The sequence below is a fragment of the uncultured Butyricimonas sp. genome (genome assembly GCF_959596855.1).
In the GTDB taxonomy this organism is placed as follows: domain Bacteria; phylum Bacteroidota; class Bacteroidia; order Bacteroidales; family Marinifilaceae; genus Butyricimonas; species Butyricimonas muris.
The window spans coordinates 21418-46371 of the sequence record NZ_CAUFYA010000022.1 but is presented as its reverse complement, the minus strand read 5'-3'; the positions used below and the strand labels follow the sequence as shown (position 1 = coordinate 46371).

Annotated in this window: 14 protein-coding genes; 12 read left to right on the top strand and 2 right to left on the bottom strand. The window is 41.6% G+C overall.

Features of this window, described 5'->3' with window-relative positions; genetic code table 11:
- From Q5866_RS10970 to Q5866_RS10915, 12 genes are all read left to right on the top strand, one after another.
- A complete protein-coding gene (locus Q5866_RS10970; protein WP_303180267.1) occupies positions 1–2325 on the top strand; it encodes a DPP IV N-terminal domain-containing protein in 2325 nt (774 codons plus the stop codon).
- Between the two features lie 12 nt (positions 2326–2337).
- The gene (locus tag Q5866_RS10965) at positions 2338–5046 is read left to right on the top strand and encodes a prolyl oligopeptidase family serine peptidase (protein ID WP_303180245.1); all 2709 of its coding nucleotides are present in this window, start codon (positions 2338–2340) and stop codon (positions 5044–5046) included.
- 129 nt (positions 5047–5175) lie between these two features.
- Positions 5176–5787 (top strand): RNA polymerase sigma-70 factor, encoded by a 612-nt coding sequence (locus Q5866_RS10960; RefSeq protein ID WP_255301868.1) that lies wholly within the window; start codon positions 5176–5178, stop codon positions 5785–5787.
- Between the two features lie 86 nt (positions 5788–5873).
- Positions 5874–7064 (top strand): FecR family protein, encoded by a 1191-nt coding sequence (locus Q5866_RS10955; RefSeq protein WP_303180243.1) that lies wholly within the window; start codon positions 5874–5876, stop codon positions 7062–7064.
- A 106-nt stretch (positions 7065–7170) separates the two neighbouring features.
- Positions 7171–10614: a SusC/RagA family TonB-linked outer membrane protein gene (locus Q5866_RS10950; protein WP_099290709.1), complete on the top strand. Its 3444-nt coding sequence runs from the start codon at positions 7171–7173 to the stop codon at positions 10612–10614.
- 11 nt (positions 10615–10625) lie between these two features.
- A complete protein-coding gene (locus Q5866_RS10945; protein ID WP_303180242.1) occupies positions 10626–12152 on the top strand; it encodes a RagB/SusD family nutrient uptake outer membrane protein in 1527 nt (508 codons plus the stop codon).
- A 6-nt stretch (positions 12153–12158) separates the two neighbouring features.
- Positions 12159–12917 carry a DUF4843 domain-containing protein gene (locus Q5866_RS10940; RefSeq protein ID WP_099290707.1) on the top strand — a complete coding sequence of 253 codons (759 nt, stop codon included), beginning with the start codon at positions 12159–12161 and terminating at the stop codon, positions 12915–12917.
- A 13-nt stretch (positions 12918–12930) separates the two neighbouring features.
- Entirely contained in the window at positions 12931–14571 is a 1641-nt protein-coding gene (locus Q5866_RS10935; protein WP_303180241.1) for a PKD-like family lipoprotein, read from the top strand.
- A 114-nt stretch (positions 14572–14685) separates the two neighbouring features.
- On the top strand, positions 14686–16992 hold the full coding sequence (locus Q5866_RS10930; RefSeq protein ID WP_303180240.1) for a DPP IV N-terminal domain-containing protein: 2307 nt from the start codon (positions 14686–14688) through the stop codon (positions 16990–16992).
- 14 nt (positions 16993–17006) lie between these two features.
- A complete protein-coding gene (locus Q5866_RS10925) occupies positions 17007–19331 on the top strand; it encodes a DPP IV N-terminal domain-containing protein (RefSeq protein ID WP_099290817.1) in 2325 nt (774 codons plus the stop codon).
- Positions 19332–19362: 31 nt separating this feature from the next.
- Positions 19363–22065 (top strand): prolyl oligopeptidase family serine peptidase, encoded by a 2703-nt coding sequence (locus Q5866_RS10920; protein ID WP_303180239.1) that lies wholly within the window; start codon positions 19363–19365, stop codon positions 22063–22065.
- 36 nt (positions 22066–22101) lie between these two features.
- On the top strand, positions 22102–22518 hold the full coding sequence (locus tag Q5866_RS10915) for a lipocalin family protein (protein ID WP_099290703.1): 417 nt from the start codon (positions 22102–22104) through the stop codon (positions 22516–22518).
- Positions 22519–22642: 124 nt separating this feature from the next.
- Here the strand turns inward: Q5866_RS10915 and Q5866_RS10910 are convergent, their stop codons facing one another.
- Together Q5866_RS10910 and Q5866_RS10905 are read right to left on the bottom strand one after the other, a co-directional pair.
- On the bottom strand, positions 22643–24250 hold the full coding sequence (locus Q5866_RS10910; RefSeq protein ID WP_303180236.1) for a PKD-like family lipoprotein: 1608 nt from the start codon (positions 24248–24250) through the stop codon (positions 22643–22645).
- Between the two features lie 23 nt (positions 24251–24273).
- On the bottom strand, positions 24274–24951 hold the full coding sequence (locus Q5866_RS10905; RefSeq protein WP_303180235.1) for a DUF4843 domain-containing protein: 678 nt from the start codon (positions 24949–24951) through the stop codon (positions 24274–24276).
- Between the last annotated feature and the right edge of the window lie 3 nt (positions 24952–24954).

Genomic DNA, 24954 nt, shown 5'->3' with positions numbered 1-24954 from the left:
ATGATAAAGAAATTTATTATTGGTCTGTTTTTACTTGTTTCGGTCGGGGCGGTCGGGCAGCAAAAAGCGAATTACGAGCTTGCCGAGCGCTTCCGGCGCATAACACAAGTGCCGTTGACAAAGAATAGCTTGGAAGTACATCCTCGTTATGTAAATAATACCGATCGTTTCTGGTATTCTTTCCGTACGAGCGAGGGAAAAAACTATTATTTGGTTGATCCGGCTAAAAGACAAAAACGCTTGATTTTCGATAACGCGGAGTTATTGATGAAAATCAGTGAGATTACTAGGAAGGGATATAACCACAAGGATTTGGAATTGGATTTCACTTTTGACGAGGACGGGGAAACAATCCGTTTCTGGTTTGACCGGAATGATTTCACGTACAATATTAACACGAAAGAACTGAAATTAGCCGAAAAACAGAAAGGGCAGATGAATTATGATCCTTATTGGAAATACTATTCACGGGACAGTTCCTATATGTTGTTTGCCAAGCGGCATAATCTCTATATCGTGGGAAATGCGGCTAAGGGCAAGGACACGACAGAAGTACAATTGACAAGCGACGGGGAACGTTATTATACCTTTAACCGGGAAGATGAAGGCGAGTTGGACGAACGCATGGGATGCTCCGCGAAATGGTTCCCAACCGGACACAAGTTTTATGCTATTCGGGACGATTCCCGTCAAGTCGAAGATTTGTGGTTGATTGATGCTTTGGCAAATCCCCGTCCCCGTCTGAAAACTTACAAGGCAGAATTGGCGGGTGATGAACATGTGATTCAGTTCGAGTTGTTGATCGGGGATGCGAATACCCGGGAGGTGAAAAAGGTTAATATCGATCGTTGGAAAGATCAATATATCGATATCCTGTATGCTAGTAAGGATGCAAAACGTCTTTATTTTCAACGTTATAAAAGAACTTGGGACGAGTGTGAGATTTGTGTCGTCGACACGGAAACGGGAGAGGTAAAAGTGTTGATACACGAGGTAGACAAACCTTATCTGGATTACCAGATGCGAGCCGTTCATTTCTTGAACGATGGGAACGAGATCCTTTTCCGCTCCGAGCGTAGCGGGTGGGGACACTATTATTTGTATGATAAGGATGGTAACTTGAAGAATCAAGTTACTTCCGGGGCATGGGTTGCCGGACCGATCATGAAGATTGACACGGCGAGCCGACAGATTTATTTTATAGGTTTAGGCAAGGAGAAAGAGATTGACCCTTACTATTATGTTCTTTATCGAGCCGATTTGGATAAGACCGATGCGATAACATTATTAACCCCGGAAAATGCCTCGCATAACGTGGATATCTCTCCGTCGAGCAAGTATTTCGTGGATAGCTATTCTCGGGTGGATATGGAACCTGTCAACGTGGTACGCGACCGGAAAGGCAAAGTGATTTTGGAGTTGGAGAAGCCGGACTTGGAGAACCTTTATGCATTCGGTTGGAAGAAACCCGAACGGTTCAAGGTGAAGGCGGCAGACGGGGTGACGGATATTTATGGCGTGATGTGGAAACCGGCGGATTTCGATTCCACGAAAACCTATCCGATTATTTCGTCGGTTTACCCGGGACCTTTCTTCGAGTACGTGCAAACCCGTTTCACTGTAAACGATGACATGAATACCCGTTTGGCTCAAGTGGGCTTTATCGTGGTATCCATGGGACACCGGGGTGGAACGCCTATGCGGGGGAAATATTACCATACTTACGGGTACGGCAACCAGCGGGATTATCCTTTGGCTGACGATAAATATGCGATCGAGCAATTGGCACAACGTTACCCCTTTATTAACGTGAAAAAGGTGGGTATATTCGGTCACTCCGGTGGCGGGTTTATGTCCACGGCGGCACTGTTGACCTATCCGGATTTTTACAGTGCGGCGGTATCTTCGGCAGGGAATCACGATAATAATATTTATAATAAAGGCTTTGTCGAAATCCATTACGGTGTGAAGGAGAAAAAGCAGGTAGTAAAAGATAGTGCCGGAAACGAGCGAGAAGAAATCTCCTTTGAAACCCGAAGTAAGACGAATCAGGAATTGGCGAAGAATTACAAGGGTGGCTTGTTGATCGTGACCGGGGATATGGATCGTACGGTGCACCCGTCACATACCCTGCGAGTGGTCGATGCTTTGATTAAAGAGGGGAAGAACTTCGATATGCTCGTGTTGCCCGGTAATTCTCACGGGTTCTCCGGGGCTGCCGATGAGTTTTTTGAACGCAAGTTATGGTTCCATTTCGCTAAATATCTGTTAGGGGATGCCTCAGCGGATTATCAAGGGGATTTGGATTACTTTTTGGAAAGATAAAAAGATATAGGTATGAAAAGACGATATATTTTGCTGTGTTGTTTGTTATTCGCTTGGTTGACGGATGGTATGGCACAGAAAAAGCCCCTCGATATGGAGGCTTATAAATTATGGCGAAGGGTAGAGGGGCAGCATATGTCGGATGACGGGAAATGGATTACCTACCGTTTCGTGTATATTGACGGTGAAGGGCACGAGAAAGATTCCCCCGTCACTTATTTGCACCATAACGAGTCGGGTAAGACTTACGAACTGGAAAATGTGCGGCAAGCTCATTTCTTCAATAACGGGAAATGCTTGAAATACGTGGTTTCCCCTTCTCCGCGGGATACTTCGGGGCTGGTAAAGGATTCCGTTTTCCTGTTGACTCTGAGGAACATGAAAAAGCAGTTATGGGACAGACCGTATGACTGTAACGAATCATCCGATTCTCCGGTTATGACTTATTCCTATCCTATCGGGAAAAACGAGAAAGACAAAGATATCAAACGATTGGTAATTTGGAACTATGAAACGGGAGATTCGACTGTCATGGATAGTTTGGATTACCATATATTGCTCGATAATAACAAGACGATCATCTACACGAAAGAGCGTGATGGTTACAAATCTCTTTATGCCGGTCCGGTGAAGGGGAAGCAGAAGTTGATTTATGGTAATCCGGATGCCCGGTTGACAAATTTCACGTTGGATAGAGAGAATATGAAGGGGGTATTCACGGTAGCGTCGGACACTTCTTTCTTGAAAGATCCCGACTTGTTGTATGCTTTTAACATGAAAGACGGTACTTACAAGTTGATCATGGACACGAAAGAGGTGGTGCTTCCCGATACCGCGTATAAAGTTCGTGGCGGGTTGAATATGCCGTTTAATAACGGTCGGTATATTTTTGTCGACGGTGTGCCTAAGGTGGCAACGCCTCGTCGCCCGAAAGTGGAACCGGACAAGAGTTTCGAACTTGAATTGTGGAAATGGGATGATGAACTTTCTCAAAGTCGCCAAAGGAACGGGAGAGGTTATCGGCGCAACACCCCGAAGTACGTCTATCATGTAGACACGAAGGAATGTGTACTTGTTTCGCCGGCGGAGTTTGATCAAGTGTTTCATCCTACCTGTGACGAATATAATTACGTGATTATTTCGAATGAGGCGCCTTACCGCGGACTGACGGACTGGAGGGATGGTGAGTCATCAGATTTATACTTGGTGAATTTAGAAACGGGAGAGCGGAAATTGATATTCTCGGATTTTCGTCAACGTCCGGTATGGAGTCCGAACGGGAAATATGCTTTATTTTATCACGGGGAAAAGAAAACATGGTATAAATTGGAACCAACCACGGGAGAATTGACGGATATATCTTCTGCGATTGGTTATCCCGTGTACGACGAAGAGCACGATAAGCCGAAACCTGCCGATTCATACGGCATCGCCGGATGGCTTGACGGGGGAAATAAAGTGGTTTTGTATGACAGGTATGATATGTGGGTGATAGATCTGACGGGTAAAAATGCAGTGTATTCCCTCACGAATGGCTGGGGACGGAAAAATAATACCTCTTTGCGTTTATTGAAAGCGAATTACGATTCCAAGTGGATTGACACGAAACAGAATGTTTTGTTGAAAACATGGAATACTGAAACTCTCGACCAAGGGGTTTACGTGCTGACTCCCGCCCGCAAAATCCGTAAATTGATGGAAGGGCCTTATGCCTTGAATTTTAATCAAGTGACCAATGACGGGAAATATTGCATGTACATTCGTCAGAATTACCATGAATTCCGTGATATCTGGTGGAGTAAAACCGATTTCGTCCGTCCCGTGAAGATAACGGACACGAACCCGCAGCAGAAGGATTACCGCTGGGGTTCGGTGAAACTGGTCGAGTGGACGAATTTCGAGGGAAAACGCAACCGGGGATTGTTGTACCTGCCGGATGATTACGACCCGTCGAAACGTTACCCCGTTATCGTGAATTTCTATGAAACCCATACCGGGGATATACACGTGAATCCCGTGCCGGCTTTGAGTAGTGCCATGATTAACGTGGTAACGTACGTGAGCAACGGTTACGTGGTTTTCATGCCGGATGTGCATTTCACGATAGGTGCCCCGGGTGAGAGTAGTTACAATGCCGTGGTGAGCGGAACCCGGATGTTGATTGACCGGGGCATTGCCGACAAAGACCGTATCGGTATACAGGGGCATAGTTGGTCCGGGTATCAGGTGGCTTATCTGGTGACTCGCACGAATATGTTCCGGTGTGCCAGTCCCGGTGCGGCTGTTTCAAGCATGGTTTCCGCCTATACCGGAATCCGGGAGGGAAGCGGCATGCCCCGTATGTTCATGTACGAGGAAACTCAAAGCCGCATGGGAAAAACACTTTGGGACGACCCCGAAATGTATATTAAAAATTCCCCGATATTCTATGCCGATAAGATACAGACGCCTCTATTAATATTCCATTGTGATAAAGATGAGGCGGTACCTTATTCGGAGGGTTTGAATTTATTTCTTGCCATGCGGCGTTTGCAGAAACCGGCTTGGTTACTGAATTACAAGGGGGATAAACATTTCTTGTATAACAAGGCGGCAGAAATGGATTGGACGATTCGTTTACAACAATTTTTTGACCATTACTTGAAAGACGCACCTATGCCCCGGTGGATGAAAGAGGGGATAAATATAGACGAGAGGGGGATAGACCAGAAGTATGATTGAGTGAGATAATTTAACGTGAAGAACTCGTTTTACATCTGTAAAACGAGTTTTTTATTGCAAAATAATTTGTGTTGCGAATGAGTAGTAATTATTCGTGAAATTGTTATTTTCATTTTTTTCTCTACTTTTGTGACCGGAAGAGTTTTTTCTGGTGTAACTCATAGAATTATGTCTGAAAGTGATCAAAATAGCGAAGATTTTTTATTTGACTCCATTCGTGCGGGTAATATTGCGGCTTATGAAGTCTTGTTTAAAAAATATTTTCTATCTATGTGTATGGTCGCTTGCCGTCTTGTCGGGGATGAGGATATTGCAAAAGATATCGTTCAGGAGGTGTTTATGCGTTTGTGGGAAAAAAGGGAATTTTATGATTTTGAAACAACGCCGGATATATTTTTATATGTAACCGTCAAGAATAAATGTTTCGATTATTTGAGGAAGCAAAAGAAAATGCCTGTTCAAGATAATCTAGGAGCTGCTGACAATGAATATTTTTTTCGAGACGTATTGATAGAGGAGGAAACATACCGGATTGTTAACGAGGCAATTGATGCACTACCGACTCAAAGTCGTCGAATTATAAAATTGAGTTTGGAAGGTAAACAGAATAAAGAAATTTCAGAGGAATTGGGGATTACCGTGAATACTGTTAAGTCGCTTAAATATAAAGCGATGGATGTGTTGCGTGTGGCGTTGAAGGATTATTATTATGTATTTCTGATTCTGCTGTTAAAAATATAATTGAAAAAAAACGAAAAGTTCACTCATCCCTTTTTGAAATTTTGACGTTCTGTAGATAGAAATATAAATTAGAATTAGGACGTTTTATGATGGAATATCCGAAGGATTATAAAATATCTCGTTTGATCGCCAAAAAAATGGTCGGTACAATTCTTCCCGCTGAAGAAGAAAAATTGGAGGCGTGGTTGAAAGAGGATGTTCGGAACGGGGAATTGTTTCAATGTATCCTTGAAGGGAAAAATGTTCCCGACCGGGATTTATATGCTGGGCGTTTTGAAGTGAATGAGTCATGGGAGTTGCTCAAGAAGCAGTTGGTAGAACAGGATAAACGCCGGAGTATATTTCCCTGGTGGATGGGGATAGCGGCTTCTATGATTTTACTTGTCGGGGTAGGGTTGTATTGGGGACTTTTTAGAAAGCCGATGGAACGAGAGATTGCGCAACCGATAGCTCATATCGAAACGGGTGGTTCCAAGGCTGTTCTGATTACTTCTTCCGGTGACGAAATTGTATTGCAGGATAGTACGAAACAATTAATCGCTTTGGGAAGCGGCATGATAGCCAAAAATGATGGTCGTCAAGTTTCTTATGAAGAGATTGCGGGAGAAAGTGGAAGAGATGTTCTAGTGTATAATACCATTCGGGTGCCTCGCGGCGGAGAGTACAAGTTGTTTTTGTCCGATAGTACGGAGGTATTTTTGAATTCGGATTCAGAGATTCGATTTCCCGTAAAATTCGGGAAGAACGAACGGGATGTTTTTTTGCGGGGTGAGGCTTTCTTTATTGTTAGAAAAGATGCAGCACGTCCGTTTGTCGTGAATGCGGATGACAAGATTGCGGTCGAGGTCTTGGGAACTCAGTTCAATTTGCAGGCTTATCCGGATAAGAAAATTGTGGAAACCACGTTGAACGAAGGATTGGTTCGGGTGTATGACGAAAAGCAGAGTGTGAAGATTCAACCCAATCAACAGGTCGTGTATAATGGAGAGGGCGGGCAACTTGTTGTCCGGCAGGTAGACGCTAGTCTTTATTCTGCGTGGAAAGACGGACGTTTTGTGTTGTTGAACAACACGCTGGAGGATATCATGAATCGTTTGGGACGCTGGTATAATATCGATATATTTTGGGTGAATCCGGAGCTGAAAGAGTATCATTTTTCCGGGGAGTTAACCCGGTACGAGGATTTCACGGAGATATTGGATATGCTGGAGAAGGCTACGCGGGTGCATTTCGAGGTGAAAGGGAGAACAGTGTTCGTGAATAAAATATTCAAATAGATGTTGTTATATATAAAGAGCAGAAAATAGTACCAATATTTTCTGCTCCTAGGTGAGTTTAATAACGATTAAAAAGTCAATTATTAATTATTAAGCATGTAAATGTATGAAAAAAAACGGAAACGGAGTCTTTAGCGGAATGCAAAGATTTGAAAAGATGCGATTTATTTTTAAACGCAGCCTTCTTCTTCTGTTTATCTCTCTCTTCTTCCTGCAGGTAGAGGCAAAGTCGCAGGTCGTAAGATTGACGATAAATCTGGTAAATGTTACGATTGATCAAGCTATCATGGACGTGAGTCAAAAAACAGGTTATCGTTTTTTGTACCAGATAGAAGAGGTAGCGAAGTATGGAAAACGAGATCTGAAGGTGACGGATGCAACGTTGGACGAAACGTTGAAGTTGTTGTTGAAAGACACGCCTTTGTCTTATGTTATTCAAAACGATGTTGTCATTATTACCCCGGCAAAAGATGAGAAGGTGGAGAAAAAATCTCGCTTGATAAACGGTAAAGTGATCGATGGAAAAGGCGAGCCGCTGCCCGGGGTTACAATTCTTATAAAAGGAACGAAACTGGGGATGGTGACAGATATCGATGGTAAGTTTAAAGTCGAGATACCGCAGATGGATAGCACAATCCTGGTATTCTCGTTTATTGGAATGGAAACCATTCATTATCGATTGAGCAACGACCGGAAGAACGATGGAAAAGAATTGGTTATCACGATGAAGGAAGACGTGGAGGAGATGGACGAGGTGGTCGTGACGGGATATGGTAATATCAGGAAAGAGAGTTTCACGGGTAGTTCGGTTTCCGTGAAGCGTGAGGATTTGTTAAAAGCCTCTTCCACGAATGTTATTCAAGCGTTGTCTTCATTTGATCCCTCGTTTCGTATCCAGCAAAGTAATAAATGGGGATCAGACCCGAATGCTATACCGGAGATTTACATCCGCGGGCGTTCCGGTATTGGGGTGAAAGAATTGGATAAAGATGCCTTATCCAAATCTTCGTTGAAAAATAACCCGAACCTTCCGGTTTTTATCATGGACGGCTTCGAGGTCAGCGTGCAGAAGGTGTACGATATGGACCCGATGCGGGTGGAGAATATTCAGATATTGAAAGATGCGGCTGCCACTGCTATGTATGGTTCCCGTGCGGCGAATGGTGTTGTCGTGATCACGACTGTTGCTCCCAAGCCGGGGGAGGTGACTATTTCTTATAGTTTGACTGGAACCGTTTCCATGCCTGATCTTTCGGATTATAATTTGGCTTCGGCTAGAGAAAAATTGGAGATTGAAACGAAAGCAGGGATTTACACGACTAAATATTATATGACTTGGCGTCAGGCGTTAAATGCATATAATGAACGTTTGTTGCGAGTGCAGGAAGGTGTAAACACGGATTGGCTGTCGCTGCCTTTGCGAAATGCCCTAAATCATAAGCATAGCTTGTCGATTGAAGGGGGAAATGCCGATTTACGTTACGGGCTTGATCTTGCTTACAATAACAATAATGGTGTTATGAAAGATTCTTACCGGAATACAGTCAATTTGGGATTTCACGTGGATTATCGACTTAAGAATTTGCAGGTTGTGAATTATATAGAGTACAATTACATGAAAGCAAATGAATCTCCTTACGGTGATTTCTCCGATTATGCTCATTTACAGCCTTATGATCGTCCTTATGACAAAAATGGAGATATAATTAAAGGTAAATTGGATTTTTCTAAACGCACTCATAGTGAGACACAATTGAATAATCCTTTGTATGAGGCTCTTTTGGCGAATTTTGATATTGAAAAGGGGGATGTTTTTATCGAGCGTTTGATGGCACAGTGGTATTTGACTGATTATTTCTATTTGAAAGGTCAGTTTGCTATAACCAAAGAGTTGAATAAGAGGGAACGTTTCATAGATCCTCTTTCTTCTAATGTGTCGGCTACTGGAGAAGATAGTGCATTGGCGGGTGATCTTTATTTGACGAAAGGAGAATCTACCAATTGGGATATGCAGGTTGGGGCGTATTTCTCGAAAGTGTTCGGAGGACATGCCGTGAATGCTTCTGCTGTGATGAATGCTACTTCTCGTTTCTCGGAAACTACTTCCAGTCATTATCGCGGATTCCCTTCGGGGGAGTATCATTCGCCTAATTATGCAGCAGAGATTTATGTGAAACCGAATAAAAATCAGGGAGAAAGTCGTTTGGCGGGTTTTTTGTTGATGGCAAATTACACGTGGAATGATATTTATTTGGCAGATGTTTCTGCTCGTTTTGATGGGTCGTCAGAATTTGGTTCCGATCAGAAATGGGCTCCATTCTGGTCTTTCGGGGCGGGTGTTAACGTGCATAATTATAGCTTTTGGAGAAGTAGTAAAATTATTAATCGTTTGAAACTTCGAGCTTCCTATGGGCAGACTGGTAAGGTGAATTTCCCGTCGTATAGTGCGAAAACAGTTTATAAGACTTTTGATCGTTGGTATATAGGTGGCTTCGGTGTGGCACTGAGGGCTTTGGGAAACCGGGACTTGAAGTGGGAGACAACGAATAAGCTGAATGTTGGTGCGGATATGGAATTTTGGAATAGTCGAATTTCGTTGGTATTTGATTATTATCACAATAAAACCGTGGATTTGATTACGGACGTAACCTTGCCGGGGTCTGCGGGTTTCTCTTCTTACAAGAGTAATTTAGGAGAAACATTGAATGAGGGAATAGATATTCAGTTCCGTTTTAATATCGTGCAGAACAAAGATTGGCAAGTGGCATTATGGGGAAATTTGAACCATAACACGAATAAGATATTGAAAGTGTCGGATGCTTTGAAAGCATATAATTCTCAAGTAAATGAATATTATCAAGCCGCAGAAGAAGATCAGACCTCTTCTGCTGACTGGATAGCTGAAGGGAAGACATATAAGGATTTTATTAAACCGGTCATGAAATATGAAGAGGGGTCTTCTTTGACTGCGATTTATGGTGTACGTTCATTGGGTATCGATCCGACGAATGGTAAGGAGTTGTATCAATATCGTAACGGTAAAGTCAGTAACGTGTGGAAAGCGACTGAAGAGGTTGTACTTGGTGATACAGAGCCTAAGGCTAGCGGTTCATTTGGTATAAATGCCACGTATAAGAATTTTTCATTGTTTGCCTCGTTTGCTTATGAGTGGGGTAAACAGACGTACAATGAAACGTTGGTGATGAACGTGGAGAATGCCGATATTCAGGGGAGTAACGTGGATAAACGAGTGTTGACTCAGCGTTGGGAAAAGCCGGGAGATATTACTCCGCTGAAAGATATACAAGATATGGATCATGTAACGTTACCGACCTCCCGCTTTGTACAGGATGAGAATGTCTTGTCGTTGAGTGCATTGACGGTGAGTTATGATTTTAATTCGGCTTGGCTTCGCAAGATTTATTTGAAGACATTGCGTTTGGAAGCGAGTACGAACGAGTTGTTCCGTTTGTCGACGGTAAAACAAGAAAGGGGAACTAGTTATCCTTTTGCCCGTTCTGTGAATTTTTCTTTACGTGCAACTTTTTAGTTAGTTAAGATATGAGAAATAAGTTATTATATTTGATTTTAGGTTTGTCATTCTTCATGTTTTCCTGCAATGAGTGGTTGAACGTGGAGCCGGAGGATGAGATTTCTGAGGAGAAATTGTTCAGCACGGGAAATGGTTTTCGCCACGCTTTGAATGGCATCTATTATAGTATGGAATCAATAAATTTGTATGGAAAGAACTTGACATGGGGGGATGTTGATGCGTTGGGACAAGTGTATGATTATAGTAAATCTGGTCGTGTGGGGGACATGCAATATGGGGCAGATAATTATGATTGGGAATATTATGATTTCAAGCCGATCATCACTTCGATTTGGAAAGAGGCATATAATATTGTGGCTAATTGTAATAATTTGGTACAGCAGATAGAACATGCGGAACCGGAGAAATTTGAAAAGGGATGGTGGGAAAGAAATATGATTTTGGGAGAAGCCTTGGTGTTGCGAGCCTTTATACAGTTTGATATGTTGCGTTTGTTTGCGCCATCCCCGGCTGCTAATCCTGGGGAACGTAAGTTTATCCCTTATGTGGACATTTATCCTTCTTACGTTTCAAATCCTAAAACAGTCGACGAATGCTTGGATTTGATTGCCAGAGATTTGAGAGATGCAAAGCAATTGTTGTGGAAGTTCGATTCGGCTCGGACGTTCAGTGTAAATGATAATTTTAAAACAGATGCGGGATTTCTTGTTAATAGAGGTTTTCACATGAATTATTGGGCGGCAACGGCGTTATTAGCACGGGTATATTTGTATGCGCAGAAAGAGGATGAGGCTTTAGAGCAAGCTAATGAAGTGATTCGTTTTGCTTCACAGACAAGAGCTTTTGGTATGGCAAATAACTATAGTCGGGGGGATCGAAAATGTTATGCTGATGTTATATTCGGATTGCATGTGATTGATTTGTTAAAGTATAATTCAGCAGTAAATGAGATGGAAAATGAAAATAGGGCGCGTTATTTATGTGTTTCTGAGCTCGAAAGAAATTATTTTGGCGAAGACTTGGAAAAAGAGGATATTGCGGGCGAAGAGATTATGAAGAGTAACGATTATCGTTTTACATATTGGGTTGAAGATATAAAAAACCAACACAATTATTTTCGATTTAGGAAATATGATGCGATGACTTCTGGTTCCACGAAAAGTGTAATAGAGATTTCTGATCATCTTGTGCCACTGCTCAGAATGAGTGAGATGTATTACATTGCTTCAGAGATTTTGTGTAAGAGAGGGGCGGAAGGATTGAGTAAGGCGAAGACTTATTTGACATACGTGAAAAAATGTCGCGGATTGAAGGATCGCGATGCTTCAATGATAAATATTGCTCGTGCCGATGCGAACGAATTTATGGATATTTTGATTAATGATATGCGTCGCGAGTGGTTGGGAGAAGGACAGATTTATTTTATTTACAAGCGTTTAAATAAAGACATTCCAGAGGCACAAGGTCGTTTTGTGAAGGCTTCGGAAAGTGTGTTTGTAGTTCCTCTTCCTGATATTGAAACCAATATAAATTAATAGATTATGAGAAGATATATATTATTGTTATTCGCGTGGATGGGTGTTATTTCAGCTTGTAGTGAAAAGGATATCATGGAATATAACGATAATACGCTTTACGTGTATTTCGTGGCTGATGCTACTGTCGATAGTGTTACTTATTCATTTAAAGCTTACCCAAGTGGCGAGATTCGTGTACGAATTCCAATGAAATCCAATGGGGTTTGGTTGACAGAAGAGCGGGAGTACACGGTGTCGGCAGACGAGAAATACACCACATTACCTTCCGACTTGTACGTGTTACCCGAGAAATGTGTATTCCCGGCAGGGGCATCACAAGATACGATAGAAATCACGTTATTGAACGGGGAGTTGTTGAAAGAAAAAGCTTGTCGTTTAATGTTGAAAGTTGATGAAACGGAATGGGTTAAAGAGGGTGATGATAAGTATACCCGATCAATTATTTGGGTATCGGATAAAATTGAACGTCCTCAGTGGTGGACTGAGTGGGACGGTGGTTATGGAGGTAAGCCCCAGTATAATATTGCAGAATATCTTTATTTAGGGGATTATTCTGAAACTAAATACACGATGTTTTTGGAAGAATTGGCGAAAGATGGGGTGGAATTTGACGGACAAGACAAGATGATTTTGAAGAAGTATTCTTTACGCTTGAAGTATCGGATTGAAGCATTCAATAGCGATCCGGAAAATATAGCATCGGGTAAGGCTCCATTAAAAGATGAATTTGGTAATGAAATAATTATTCCTGCTGTAGGATAAAAAATGAGTTATTATGAAAAAAAAATTAATATATATATTCATTCTATTGTTTACCGTGGGGTGCTTGGATGATAAAAGTAACTACGATTATAAGGATTTGAATGATTTTACGAATTGGAGTGTTGATGGTGTGCGATATAGCTACACGTTGTATCCGGGGGAGGAAATTAAATTTGAACCGGAGGTGCATTTCTCGATCGATACCTTAAGTCCTGATGCTTCTTATGCGTGGTATTCGGGAGAAGAAGAGGAAATGATTTTGTTGAGCGATAAATTGAATTACACGTACGTGGCAGAAGAGTTGGGTGATTTTACATTGTTGTTTTGTTCTACGGATAATAAAACTGGTGTTACGTTTACTATGGAAATATCTGTATATGTGGTGGCTCCGAAGAAAAACGGCTGGTTGATCTTGTCTAGAGGTGCTGGTAATGAGTCGCAATTGTCGATGATATTGAGTAAAAAACAGTCCAAAGTAGTGTATGTTGATGGTGAGGAAAAACCTAGAGATACTATCGTATATGTAGGAGAACTCATGAATGTTACGCCCGGTTTGGGGCAGGGACCTCGTAAATTGGTCGAGAATTTTATTTATCCCTCTGCAGCGGGATTTCTTGTGGAAGATGAGGTGATGGTATTGCAGGAAAGTGGAGTTGTAGAATTGGATGGTATTGAATTGGCTCCGGTTGGCTCTGCGAAAAATGAGTTTTTTGATGGAGTTCCGGACAATTTTGATCCGGTAGATGCGGTGTTATGTTATGATGGGAAATGGTTGTTAAATGCAGATAATTATATTTATATGACCAATCTTTCTGTTGCGGTAGACTTGCATTCCGGATTTTATTTGAATGATCCGAGTTTGAACGGGAAGAAAGTAAAAGCCTTATTGCCTTATTTTAAAGGAGATTATACTGACAATTTCTTGGTGGTGGGTATTGGTGAGGACAATACGTATTTTGGTATTATGGATGATGGTCAATGTGCTTATAATGATAAAAGTTACACGATAACACCTGCAAATTATGTCGGTTCTTATTTAGAGTTGGGTAATGTTCCAGAAAGAAATCATCCGTTTTTATTTAGGGATGTTGAGTGGGAATTCGTATTTCATGCTTGGGCGAATAGAGCGAATTACTATACTTCTCCTGCTTATATTTCGATATTGAAAAATGGTGATGACTATTATTGGCATTATTATGAATTGAATGCAGAAACTGATCGTTATAAACCCGGACAAAAAATGATTGTCGAATCAAGTGAGTATGCCCAATTACCGGCTGCAATTATGAATGATTATCGATGTGCGGCTTTGTTGCCTTGGAAGGAGTTATTGGTAGTGGCTTCCGGTAATAAGTTGAATATTTATAATTATTGGGATGGCTTGATTCTGAATTTAACCTCAGTCCCGCACTTCGGGTCAGAAATAGTCGGACTTGCCGTGAAGGATTATAAAGATTATAACCAGTTGCTTAACGCTCATTTGGCTGTAGCATTGAAATCGGGAGAAGTATATGTGTTTGAGGTGAAATGTAATCAAGATAAGGATTCTGCCGAATTGTTGGAGTTATACCATAAAGGCGGCTTTGGTGAGATTGTTGATATAGAGTATAAATTTGGACACGGGACTAATCCGAGTTATCCGGGTTTGTATTAGAATGTTATTTTTAGATATGGATTTCGGGGGGAGGAATATTATTCCCTCCGAAGACCTTTCGTGTTGTATGAAAAAAAAAGGAATTGTATAATTGCATGTAAATCAGATTGTATTATGAAAAGAGTGTGCATGTTATTGCCATTACTATTGTTATTTGCCGGGGGAAATGCGCAGCAAAAAGCAAATTATAAATTGGCTGAAAAGTTTCAGGCGGTTTCATTTGGCGGTTTGTTGGGAAAATACAGTATGAGTATATTTCCGCGACAAATTAACAATACGGATAAATTTTGGTTTGAATTTGTCACGGAAGAGGGGCGGAATTTTTATTTTGTCGATCCGGTAAAAGGAGAGAAACGTTTGCTTTTCAACAACTCGGATATAGCTCAAGGAGTTAGCCAAATAACTCGTAAAGCTTATAATGAGAAAGATTTAAGGATATCCGGCATGAAGTTTTCCAAGGATTTGACAAAGATGACTTTTTCCATGGACGGAAAATATGAATTTGATTTTGAGACTAAAAAAGTACGGGCGATAGAGGAGAAAAAGGATGCGGAGGAGGAGGGAGACATATATTCTTGGATGAATTTTTCGCCAGATCGAAAATATATATTGTACGCTAAGAATCATAACTTGTACATGCGGGGAAATAAATACAAAGGTATGGATACGACCGAGATTCAATTGACCACGGACGGGGAGAAGTATTACTCTTTTGCCCGGGATGCCGAGGATGATAAGGGAGGAGAGGCGGAAACCGATGCCCGTTGGTTTAAAGATTCTAGGCATATTTATCTCGTGCGTGAAGATACTCGGAAATTGAAAGATATGTTTGTGGTAAATTCTTTGACGAAGCGTCCTATGCTTGAAAAATACCGCTACGAGATGCCTGGGGAAAAGGATTTGTGTCAATATGAGTTGTGGATTATTGATGTGGAAAAGAAAACAGCCAATCGGGTTCCTGCTGACAAATGGACGGATCAATATATTCAGGTACTTTACCCCGGGGAGAAAGGGGATAAACTTTTCTTTCAGCGTTTTAAACGCACGTGGGACGAGGTGGATATTTGTGTGGTGAACACGGAAACTTTGGATGTGAAAGAATTGATACACGAGGTAGATAAACCTTTTCGTGATTATCATATGCAAAATACGGTAATATTGAATGACGGAAAGGATATTTTGTTTCGTTCGGAACGCACAGGATGGGGACACTATTATCATTACGACGGTGAAGGACGTTTGAAAAACGTGATTACTTCCGGCGCATGGGTTGCTGGACACATGGCTGCTATTGATACGGTAGGACGTGCGATTTACTTTTACGGTTATGGACGGGAAAAAGATATTGACCCGTATTATTATATGTTGTATAAAGCTAATATAGACAAAGAGGGAGTTACGTTGTTAACGACGGAGAATGCCCAGCATAGTATTTCATTTTTGACTTCACGGCGTTATTTCATAGATACCTATTCTCGGGTAGATACGGAACCTAAATTTGTGTTGAAGAATAACCAAGGAAAAATGATTATGGAATTGGCAAAACCGGATACTCGGCGTTTGAAGGAGTTGGGATGGTGTGCCCCAGAACGCTTTACTGTGAAAGCGGCTGACGGATTGACGGATTTGTACGGTATTATGTGGAAACCGGCAGATTTTGACCCGAATAAGAAATACCCGATTATTTCTTCCGTGTATCCCGGTCCGTTTTTCGAGTACGTGAATACTTCGTTTCATTTGAATGACGGTTATAACACGAGATTGGCTCAACTTGGTTTTATCGTGATTGCTGTGGGGCATCGGGGAGGTAGTCCTTTGAGGGGGAAATTTTATCATCGGTACGGGTATGGACATTTGCGTGATTATCCTTTGGCTGATGATAAGTATGTCATTGAACAGTTGGCAGATCGCTGTTCTTATATTGATATCACGAAGGTTGGGATTTTCGGGCATTCCGGGGGAGGTTTTATGTCTACTGCGGCCATTTGTACTTATCCGGATTTTTACACGGCTGCCGTATCTTCTGCAGGGAATCATGACAACAATATATTCAATCGTGGGTGGTCGGAAATCTATCATGGTGTGCGTGAGTCTCTTAAAACGGTCAAAGGTCGTGACGGGCAAGACAGTACCATCTACATGTATGCTTGTAAAGTTCCCACGAATATGGAATTGGCAGAACATTTGAAAGGGCATTTACTATTAGTTAGTGGAGATATAGATAAGACGGTACATCCGGCAAGCACGTTGCGGATGGCGGATGCTTTGATTAAGGCGGGAAAGAATTTTGAAATGCTTATTTTGCCGGGGAACGGCCATGGCTTCAGGGGAAAAGCGGAAAAATATTTCGAGCGTCGTTTATGGTATCATTTTGCGAAATATTTGTTGGGAGATGAAACTGTTATTGAAGATGAATATTGAAAAGGAAACAAGGTATGAATAAGAGAAATATTGTTTTAATGGGTTTGCTGTTTTGTGTTCTTTTTGCAACTGGGCAGCAGAAAGCAAATTATAAGTTGGCACAACGTTTCAACAAGTACGATATAGAAGGTATTTCGGGAAATAGTATGGCTATTCGACCGGAGTTTATCAATGATTCCGAGCGTTTCTGGTATTATTTTTCAGATAGTAAGGGGAAAAGATATTATTACGTGGACCCGGCGAGAAAAATTAAACGTCTGCTGTTTGATAATGACGAATTATTGGCGCAAATAAGCAAGGAGACAAGAAAGGCGTATAACTCGAAAACACTGTCTTTGCAGGCTTTGGAATTTGATAAGAAAGAACGTTCTTTCACTTTTGAATTTGACGGGGCAAAATATAGATACACGTTTAAAACAAAACTGGTGGAAAAGATTGATACCTTGAAACCTTGGGTGGGGAAAGAGTCATGGATGAAATATTCGCCGGACAGTGCTTATATATTATATGCCTTGAATCATAATTTATACGTCAGGGGGAATCAAGAAAAAGGAAAGGATACGACCGCCGTTCAATTGACATTTGATGCGGAGAAGGATTTTACTTTTGCCAAAGAGTTTGAGGGATCGGACGTGGAGGTCGAATCGATTGCGGCATGGTTTAAGGATTCTAAAAAGGTGTATGCCGTGCGGGAAGATGCCCGTAAAGTGGAAGACTTGTATCTGGTGAATAGTTTGTCCAATCCTCGTCCGACATTGAAGACGTATAAATATGACATGCCGGGAGATAAGGAGATTTCCCAAAGTGAATTATTGATTATAGACGTGGAAACGAACAAAATCACGAGAGTGGAAACGGCTAAATGGCAGGATCAATATGTAGAAGTGCTGTACACGAATAAAAAATCGGATAAGGTTTATTTTGAACGTATTAACAGAGCTTTTAACGAGAAAGAGTTGTGTGTGGCGGACTTGAACACGGGAACAACGAAGGTACTGATTCACGAGGAAGATAAACCTTTTTTGGATTTCAAGATGGTAAATATTTCGTTTTTGAATGACGGTGAGGATATTGTGTATCGCTCCGAGCGTACGGGATGGGGACATTATTATTTGTATGATGGGGAAGGAAATTTGAAAAATGAAATTACATCGGGAGCTTGGGTTGCGGGACCGATTTGTGATATCGATACTGCGGACCGTGTGCTTTATTTTTATGCTTTGGGGAAAGATAAAAATATAGATCCGTATTATTATACCTTGTGTAGGGCTGAACTGGATAAACCGAATAGCGTGCAACAATTGACTTTTGATGATGTAAATCATATGGTTGATTGGTCGAAGTCTTTTAATTATTTCGTGGACACCTATCAACGGGTGGATTTGGAACCGCACATGGTGGTGAGGGATAAGCGTGGGAAAAAGGTAATGGATTTGGAGAAAGCGGATATTTCACGTGTGAAAGAGATGGGGTGGAAAGCTCCGGAACGTTTTAGCGTGAAAGCGACAGATGGGCAGGTAGATTTGTACGGGGTGATGTGGAAACCGTTTGATTTTGATTCAACCAAACGTTACCCGGTTATTTCAGCGGTTTACCCCGGGCCGTTCTACGAGCATGTTCCGACGCAATTTGAAATTGTTCATAAGCATAATACCCGATTGGCACAGCTTGGCTTTATCGTGATAGCCGTGGGACACCGAGGGGGAAGTCCCATGCGGGGGAAGTATTACCACACTTATGGTTATGGAAATATGAGGGATTATCCTCTGGCGGATGACAAATATGTTATCGAGCAGTTGGCTGATCGATATCCCTATATTGATAGGAGTAAAGTGGGCATTTTCGGTCATTCGGGTGGCGGATTTATGGCTGCTGCGGCTATCTGTACATACCCCGAGTTTTATTCGGCGGCGGTAGCGACTGCGGGTAACCATGACAATTATATTTATAATAAATGGTTCACGGAAACACACAACGGGGTGAAAGAAGAGAAACGGGAAGTGAAAGACAGTGTACTCGGTAACCAGGGCGAATACACGTATGAATTTAAAGTCGGCACGAACATGGATTTGGCGAAACGTTACAAGGGTGGTTTGTTGCTGGTGACGGGGGATATGGATGACAATGTCCATCCGGCTCATACTTATCGTATGGTGAATGCTTTGATTGAAGCTGGTAAACATTTTGATATGTTGGTGCTCCCGGGACAGGATCATGGGTTTGGTGGGGATGCTGAGGTATTTTTTGAACGGAAGTTGTGGCATCATTTTGCCCGTTTGCTTTTAGGGGATTCCTCTGCGGACTATCAGACAGATCTGGATTATTTTATGAAGAGATAAAATCCTTGAAGTAGGGGATATTAAATTTATCATGATGAAATTAATTAAATACGGAATAATTTTTTTGTTGATTCTCTTCAGCGGAGAAATCGGGCTTGCCCAAAAGAGAGTTTTGGACACGGCTACATACAAATTATGGCGAAGAGTGGATGCTCCTGATATCTCGGATGATGGGAAATGGGTGACCTATCGGTTGGTTCATATCGATTCCCGTTATGATACATTGCCCCCCGTGACTTATTTATATCATCCAGAGAAAAAAACAAAAGTGGCACTTGAACACGTCGTTCGCCCCACTTTTTTCGCTAACGGGAAATGGTTGCGTTACACGGTGGCGGTTTCTGAAGTGGATTCCTGTGCTTGCGATTCCACATTCTTGTTGCGTTTGCATGACATGAAAAAGATTTATTGGGACAGGGAATATGATTTTAGGGAATACAATACTTCCGAATTAATCACTTATTCTTACCCGATAGATAAAGAACGACCGGATATGAAAAGACTGGTTATTCGGGACATCGGGACGAATGATTCCATCGTGATGGATAGTGTCGAGAATTACACCTTGTTGAAAGGGCATAAAGCGATGGTTTATATCAAGAATCACGGGGATTACAAATCTTTGCGCTACCGTCCGTTGCGAGGGGTTCCCGTCATTATTTTTTCGGATAGGGAGAAGATATTAAAAGATTATTCGTTATTGCCTCACCAAATGCAGGGAACCTTTGCCGTTGCGTCGGATTCTTCGAGAAGTAAAAATCCTAACCTGCTTTATTCCTTTTCCCTGCCGGAAGGAGAGTGCCGGTTTTTAGTGGACTGGGATCAGGTGCAATTCCCCGAAAACTATACATGGCGAGGGCGGGCTTATCGCTTGTCTGCTAATGGAAACCGGATTATTTTGGACGTGGATACCGTCTACCAGGAACTGGAGAAAAAGCAAGGAAAGAAAGATACCCGCTTCGAGTTGGAATTATGGACTTGGGATGATGAGGTTTCTTCTCTTCAACAGCGAAGCGGTAATTATAGGGCAAGTAACGTGAAATTTGCTTATAATCTCGACACGAAGACGTGCTGTCGGGTAATGAATCAAAAAATGGAAAAGTTGATTTTACCGGAGAACAACCGGGGCGATTATGCTTTTACCTTGGATAGAACTCCCTATAAGCGTTTTGCCGACTGGAAGAACGATATTAACGCAGATATTTACTTGGTTAATTTGAACACGGGAGAAGCGGTGCTCTTCGAACGGAATGCTTACGAGGAACCGGTATGGAGCCCGAACGGTAAGTACGCTTTGTGGTATGATGCGCTGGAGAAAGCCTGGTATAAAATCAATCCGGCAACCCGTGAACGTGTCAATATCTCTAGGGAGATAGGTTATCCCGTTTATAATGAATGGCACGACCTTCCTAAGCCCGCCGAGCCTTACGGCATTGCCGGGTGGACGGAAGACGGGAATCAGGTTGTCCTGTACGATCGTTATGATATGTGGGTAGTTGACCTGACGGGTCAAAGAAAAGTTTATTCGTTGACGAATGGCTATGGGCGAGCCACAAGTCGCCAGTTCCGTCGCTTGAAAAATGACTACGACGATAAGATACTCGACCTGAAAAATGACTTTTTAATGACTTCCGTGAACTTGGATAACCGGGATGAAGGGATTTATCGTTTTTCACCTGGCAGGAAAATGAAGAAATTGGTGGAAGGGGCTTATTCCATTTCAATAAACCAACGCTCCGCTAACGGGAAATATTGTATTTTTTCCCGGCAGAGTTACACCGAATCCCGTGACCTGTGGTGGAGCGATTTGAACTTTACCCGTCCCGTGCGGATAACGGATGTAAACCCGCAACAAAAGGATTATGCTTGGGGAACCGTAAAATTAGTCAAGTGGATGAATTACGGGGGCAAAGAAAATGCCGGGTTACTTTATTTGCCGGAGAATTATGATCCGAATAAACGCTATCCCGTCATCGTGAACTTTTACGAGACTCATACCGAGGGTTTACACTGGTATGTCGTACCCACTTGGAGTAGTGGAATGCTGAATGTCGTTTCTTATGTCAGCAACGGGTATGTCGTGTTTATGCCGGATATACATTTTACAGTAGGGGCACCCGGTGAAAGCTGCTATGATGCTGTGGTTAGTGGTACGCGAATGCTAATCGACCAGGGAATTGCCGACAAGAATCGTATCGGTATACAAGGACATAGTTGGTCAGGTTATCAGGTTGCTTATTTGGTCACCCGGACGAATATGTTTGCTTGTGCCAGTCCGGGGGCTGCCGTATCCAGTATGGTCTCAGCGTATACCGGAATCCGTACGGGTAGCGGAATGCCCCGGATGTTCATGTACGAGGAAACACAGAGTCGTCTGGGTAAATCTTTGTGGGAAGATAAGGAGATGTATCTTCGCCATTCTCCCATTCTGGATGCCGATAAAATACAGACACCCTTGTTGATATTTCATTGTGACAAGGATGAGGCTGTCCCCTATTCAGAGGGACTGAATTTGTTTCTTGCCATGCGACGTTTGCAGAAACCCGCTTGGTTGCTAAATTACAAGGGTGAACGCCATTTCTTGTACAATAAAGCGGCAGAGGCGGACTGGACTATTCGGATGAAGCAGTTTTTTGACCATTACCTGAAAGGGAGTCCGGAACCTCGTTGGATGAGAGAAGGAATTCACGCTAATGAGCGTGGGTTCGATCAAAAGTATGATTTGGTGAAGTGAATTTTTGAAATAATAATTTTAATCTGTAATAATAGTATGAAAAATTTGTTGACTATTGGTTTAACCTTATTGTGTTTGGCTTGTGCCAGTGATCCACGAAAAGAGATGGAAAAGAAAATTATCGGAGAATGGTGCAATCCTTATACCTATGAATCAACCGGAGAGTTGAAAGGCTTCCATTTCAAAAAAGGAGGTGTATGTGAAGCGATCAATATCCCCTCGTTGGAACTGAAAACATGGAGTGTTCAAGAAGGCTATCTGCTGATAAAAGGCTTTAGCATCGAGGAGGATGGAAGCAAAGAGGTTTACGAGACTAAAGAGAAGATCGATCTCTTGAATACAGACACATTGAGTCTCGTGGCGCGTGAATCCAATCCCCGCCTTGTTTTCCTTTATTTGAACACGAAGATTATTAAAGAACGGGTTATCGTGGATACTGTGTTGCGAGAGTAGTATTTGCACTATAAAATGTAAGAAGCCCGCCTAACTTTTCTTTGTTAGGCGGGCTCTTGCTTGATGTTTTATATTACGATTGTACTTGGAATGAATTTTTTAGTCCTTGCTTGAATGAATTACATTACATCCACGTACTTCCATTCTTGAATCTCACGCTAATAATTTCTTCTCCAAATTTCTTTTCAAAAGAGAACATCCTATGAGGTACTTCATTGGTGTATGCTGGTGCAGAAACTTCTTCCACGTAAAATTTCCCGTTTGCTAATCCGATTCCTGCGACCCAAGCATTATATATTTCAGTGTCAATAGATGTGATATCAGCCTCAAACGTGTCATATAGGATGATAGTTCCTGTAGTGCGGTTTAGTAACCATAATTCATTGTTATGGGTAATTAATACATATCCTAGAAGTTGTTTTACTCCCCATGCACTAGCGTCTGTGTAACCGGTGTTGAATATGTTTTTACCGTTGCCGATAATATTACTTAATACTTGTTGTGTTGCTTCCGGTAATACTTGTTGTTTTATGGTTGATATGGCAGGTTCGTCTCCATATTTGGTGCTATTTAAACCAAAATCATAGGAATAAAAGATTCCTTCAGGGTCTTGTAAAATTGCATGGAATCTGATTGCGTCCGGATAATTATTCCATTTGTATGCGCCACAATGAATCATTTTCATGTCCCCGAGGTTATCAATTCGTGCGACGTCACTTGATTCGTATGCATCGTGTGGAACGAATGGTGCCGTGACTTTACCGGCAACTTGTTGGTCGCTATCCATGATTAGTAAAAATCTATGCAAATTTTTTTCATATAGTAACGTGTAACTTCCTGCTGTATAGCGATGGTGAATAACTCCAAGACCGTTTACTTCATGGGTGACTCCGTTTTCTTCAAAAGTGACCGGATCGTTTAGAAAATAACCTGTGTTAAATAGGAATTGACTACTCTTCTTGCGGCTATACATTTTTCCGTCTTTTCCAATCACGAAGGTACTCCAAGTCATATCAACAATATCGAATGGTTCAAATCCGGCAGGGACACCATCAAGGAATTGATCTTTTAACAACACATCCTTTTCGAAACTGATTCCGGATACATCGAGCGAATTATTACCACCTTGTAAAATCCAAAAGCTTCCGGTTTCACTATTATGGTTAATATCGTCTTCGTGGAAATGTTGCATGATTCTTACTGGCTCTTGTCCTAAGGATTCTTTGTTGATCTCCTCGTAGACATTATAAAAATCTTTATAAGTATAGTAATTGGTTTCCGTGGCATTATAATTTGAATTATAAGATTGCCGGAGGTAGGATAGAATGGACTCGTTACCTGCTCCTCTGGATAAGATCACAAATCCGTCAGTTTCATAAGGTGATTTGGTGGTGAGAGTTGTGTGTTGACTATATATCGCTCCGGTTTTTTTATCTGTGATATGCAGGATGATGATACCCGAGCCTATTGTGTCCACGATATAGAAAAGATCACGTGATTTAAATTTTTTCGTTCCGAATAATGTCCATTCGAAATCAAAATTGCTAGAGGCTGTATCTCCGCTAAATGTTAATTCCGGAGAATATTGAAGAGTATCCCCGTAACTAATAGGATAAATTGAAAATGAACCTATTGTTACATTATTTAATGACGTGTAATCGTAATTTCCCTTGTCATCATAACAACTCATGAATGCGAGGAAAATAATTAAGTATGTATATATTAATTTCATATTCATAATAATTTAGCGTTCGATTAATTTACTGGAATTTCCATAGGAGTAACTCCGTCTTCTTCTGTAATACCTTCATCTTTGAGGTATTTCTTGAATTCAAGACATATTTTTCGTCTAACGGTAAATTCATATTCAGATAAATCTGTAATCTTGGTGAAACTGACAAACTCAGAGTACTTTTTAGCACTCCATTCTCCCAAAAACAATGTTTCAACCTCTTCATCCCACCAATCAGGTTTGCTGGAGATGTTGTTGAAAATTATTCTAGCTGCTTGATTCGCTTTAAGACCGGGGGTAAAGTTTTCATTCTCGACTATCCGAATATAAAGAGTTACCTCTTTTCCTTCAAGCTCCTTATTGAATAATTTGATATAGACTGTATCTTTTATTTGATTGGCAGGGAATTCTTGTATAAGGTCAAAAGAGTATTGTTCTGCGTTTGCAGTGGTAGAATCGGCATCGACTTTTAATTGGTATGGAGTTGGCCTCGATACGAGATCCCCGGCCAATAGTACTTCAACAGCGATCTCTTTTTCTGTTACTCCCGGGTAGTGGGTAAATGACAGAACTGTAGCACTGTCAGGTATTTCCGGTTTCGAGAAATGCAGGTATTTCACGGACTTGTACTCGTAAGTCTTGTCCTCCGAGCAAGCCCAAAGTATAATAAAACTGAATATCAGAAAAATAAATGTTTTCATATT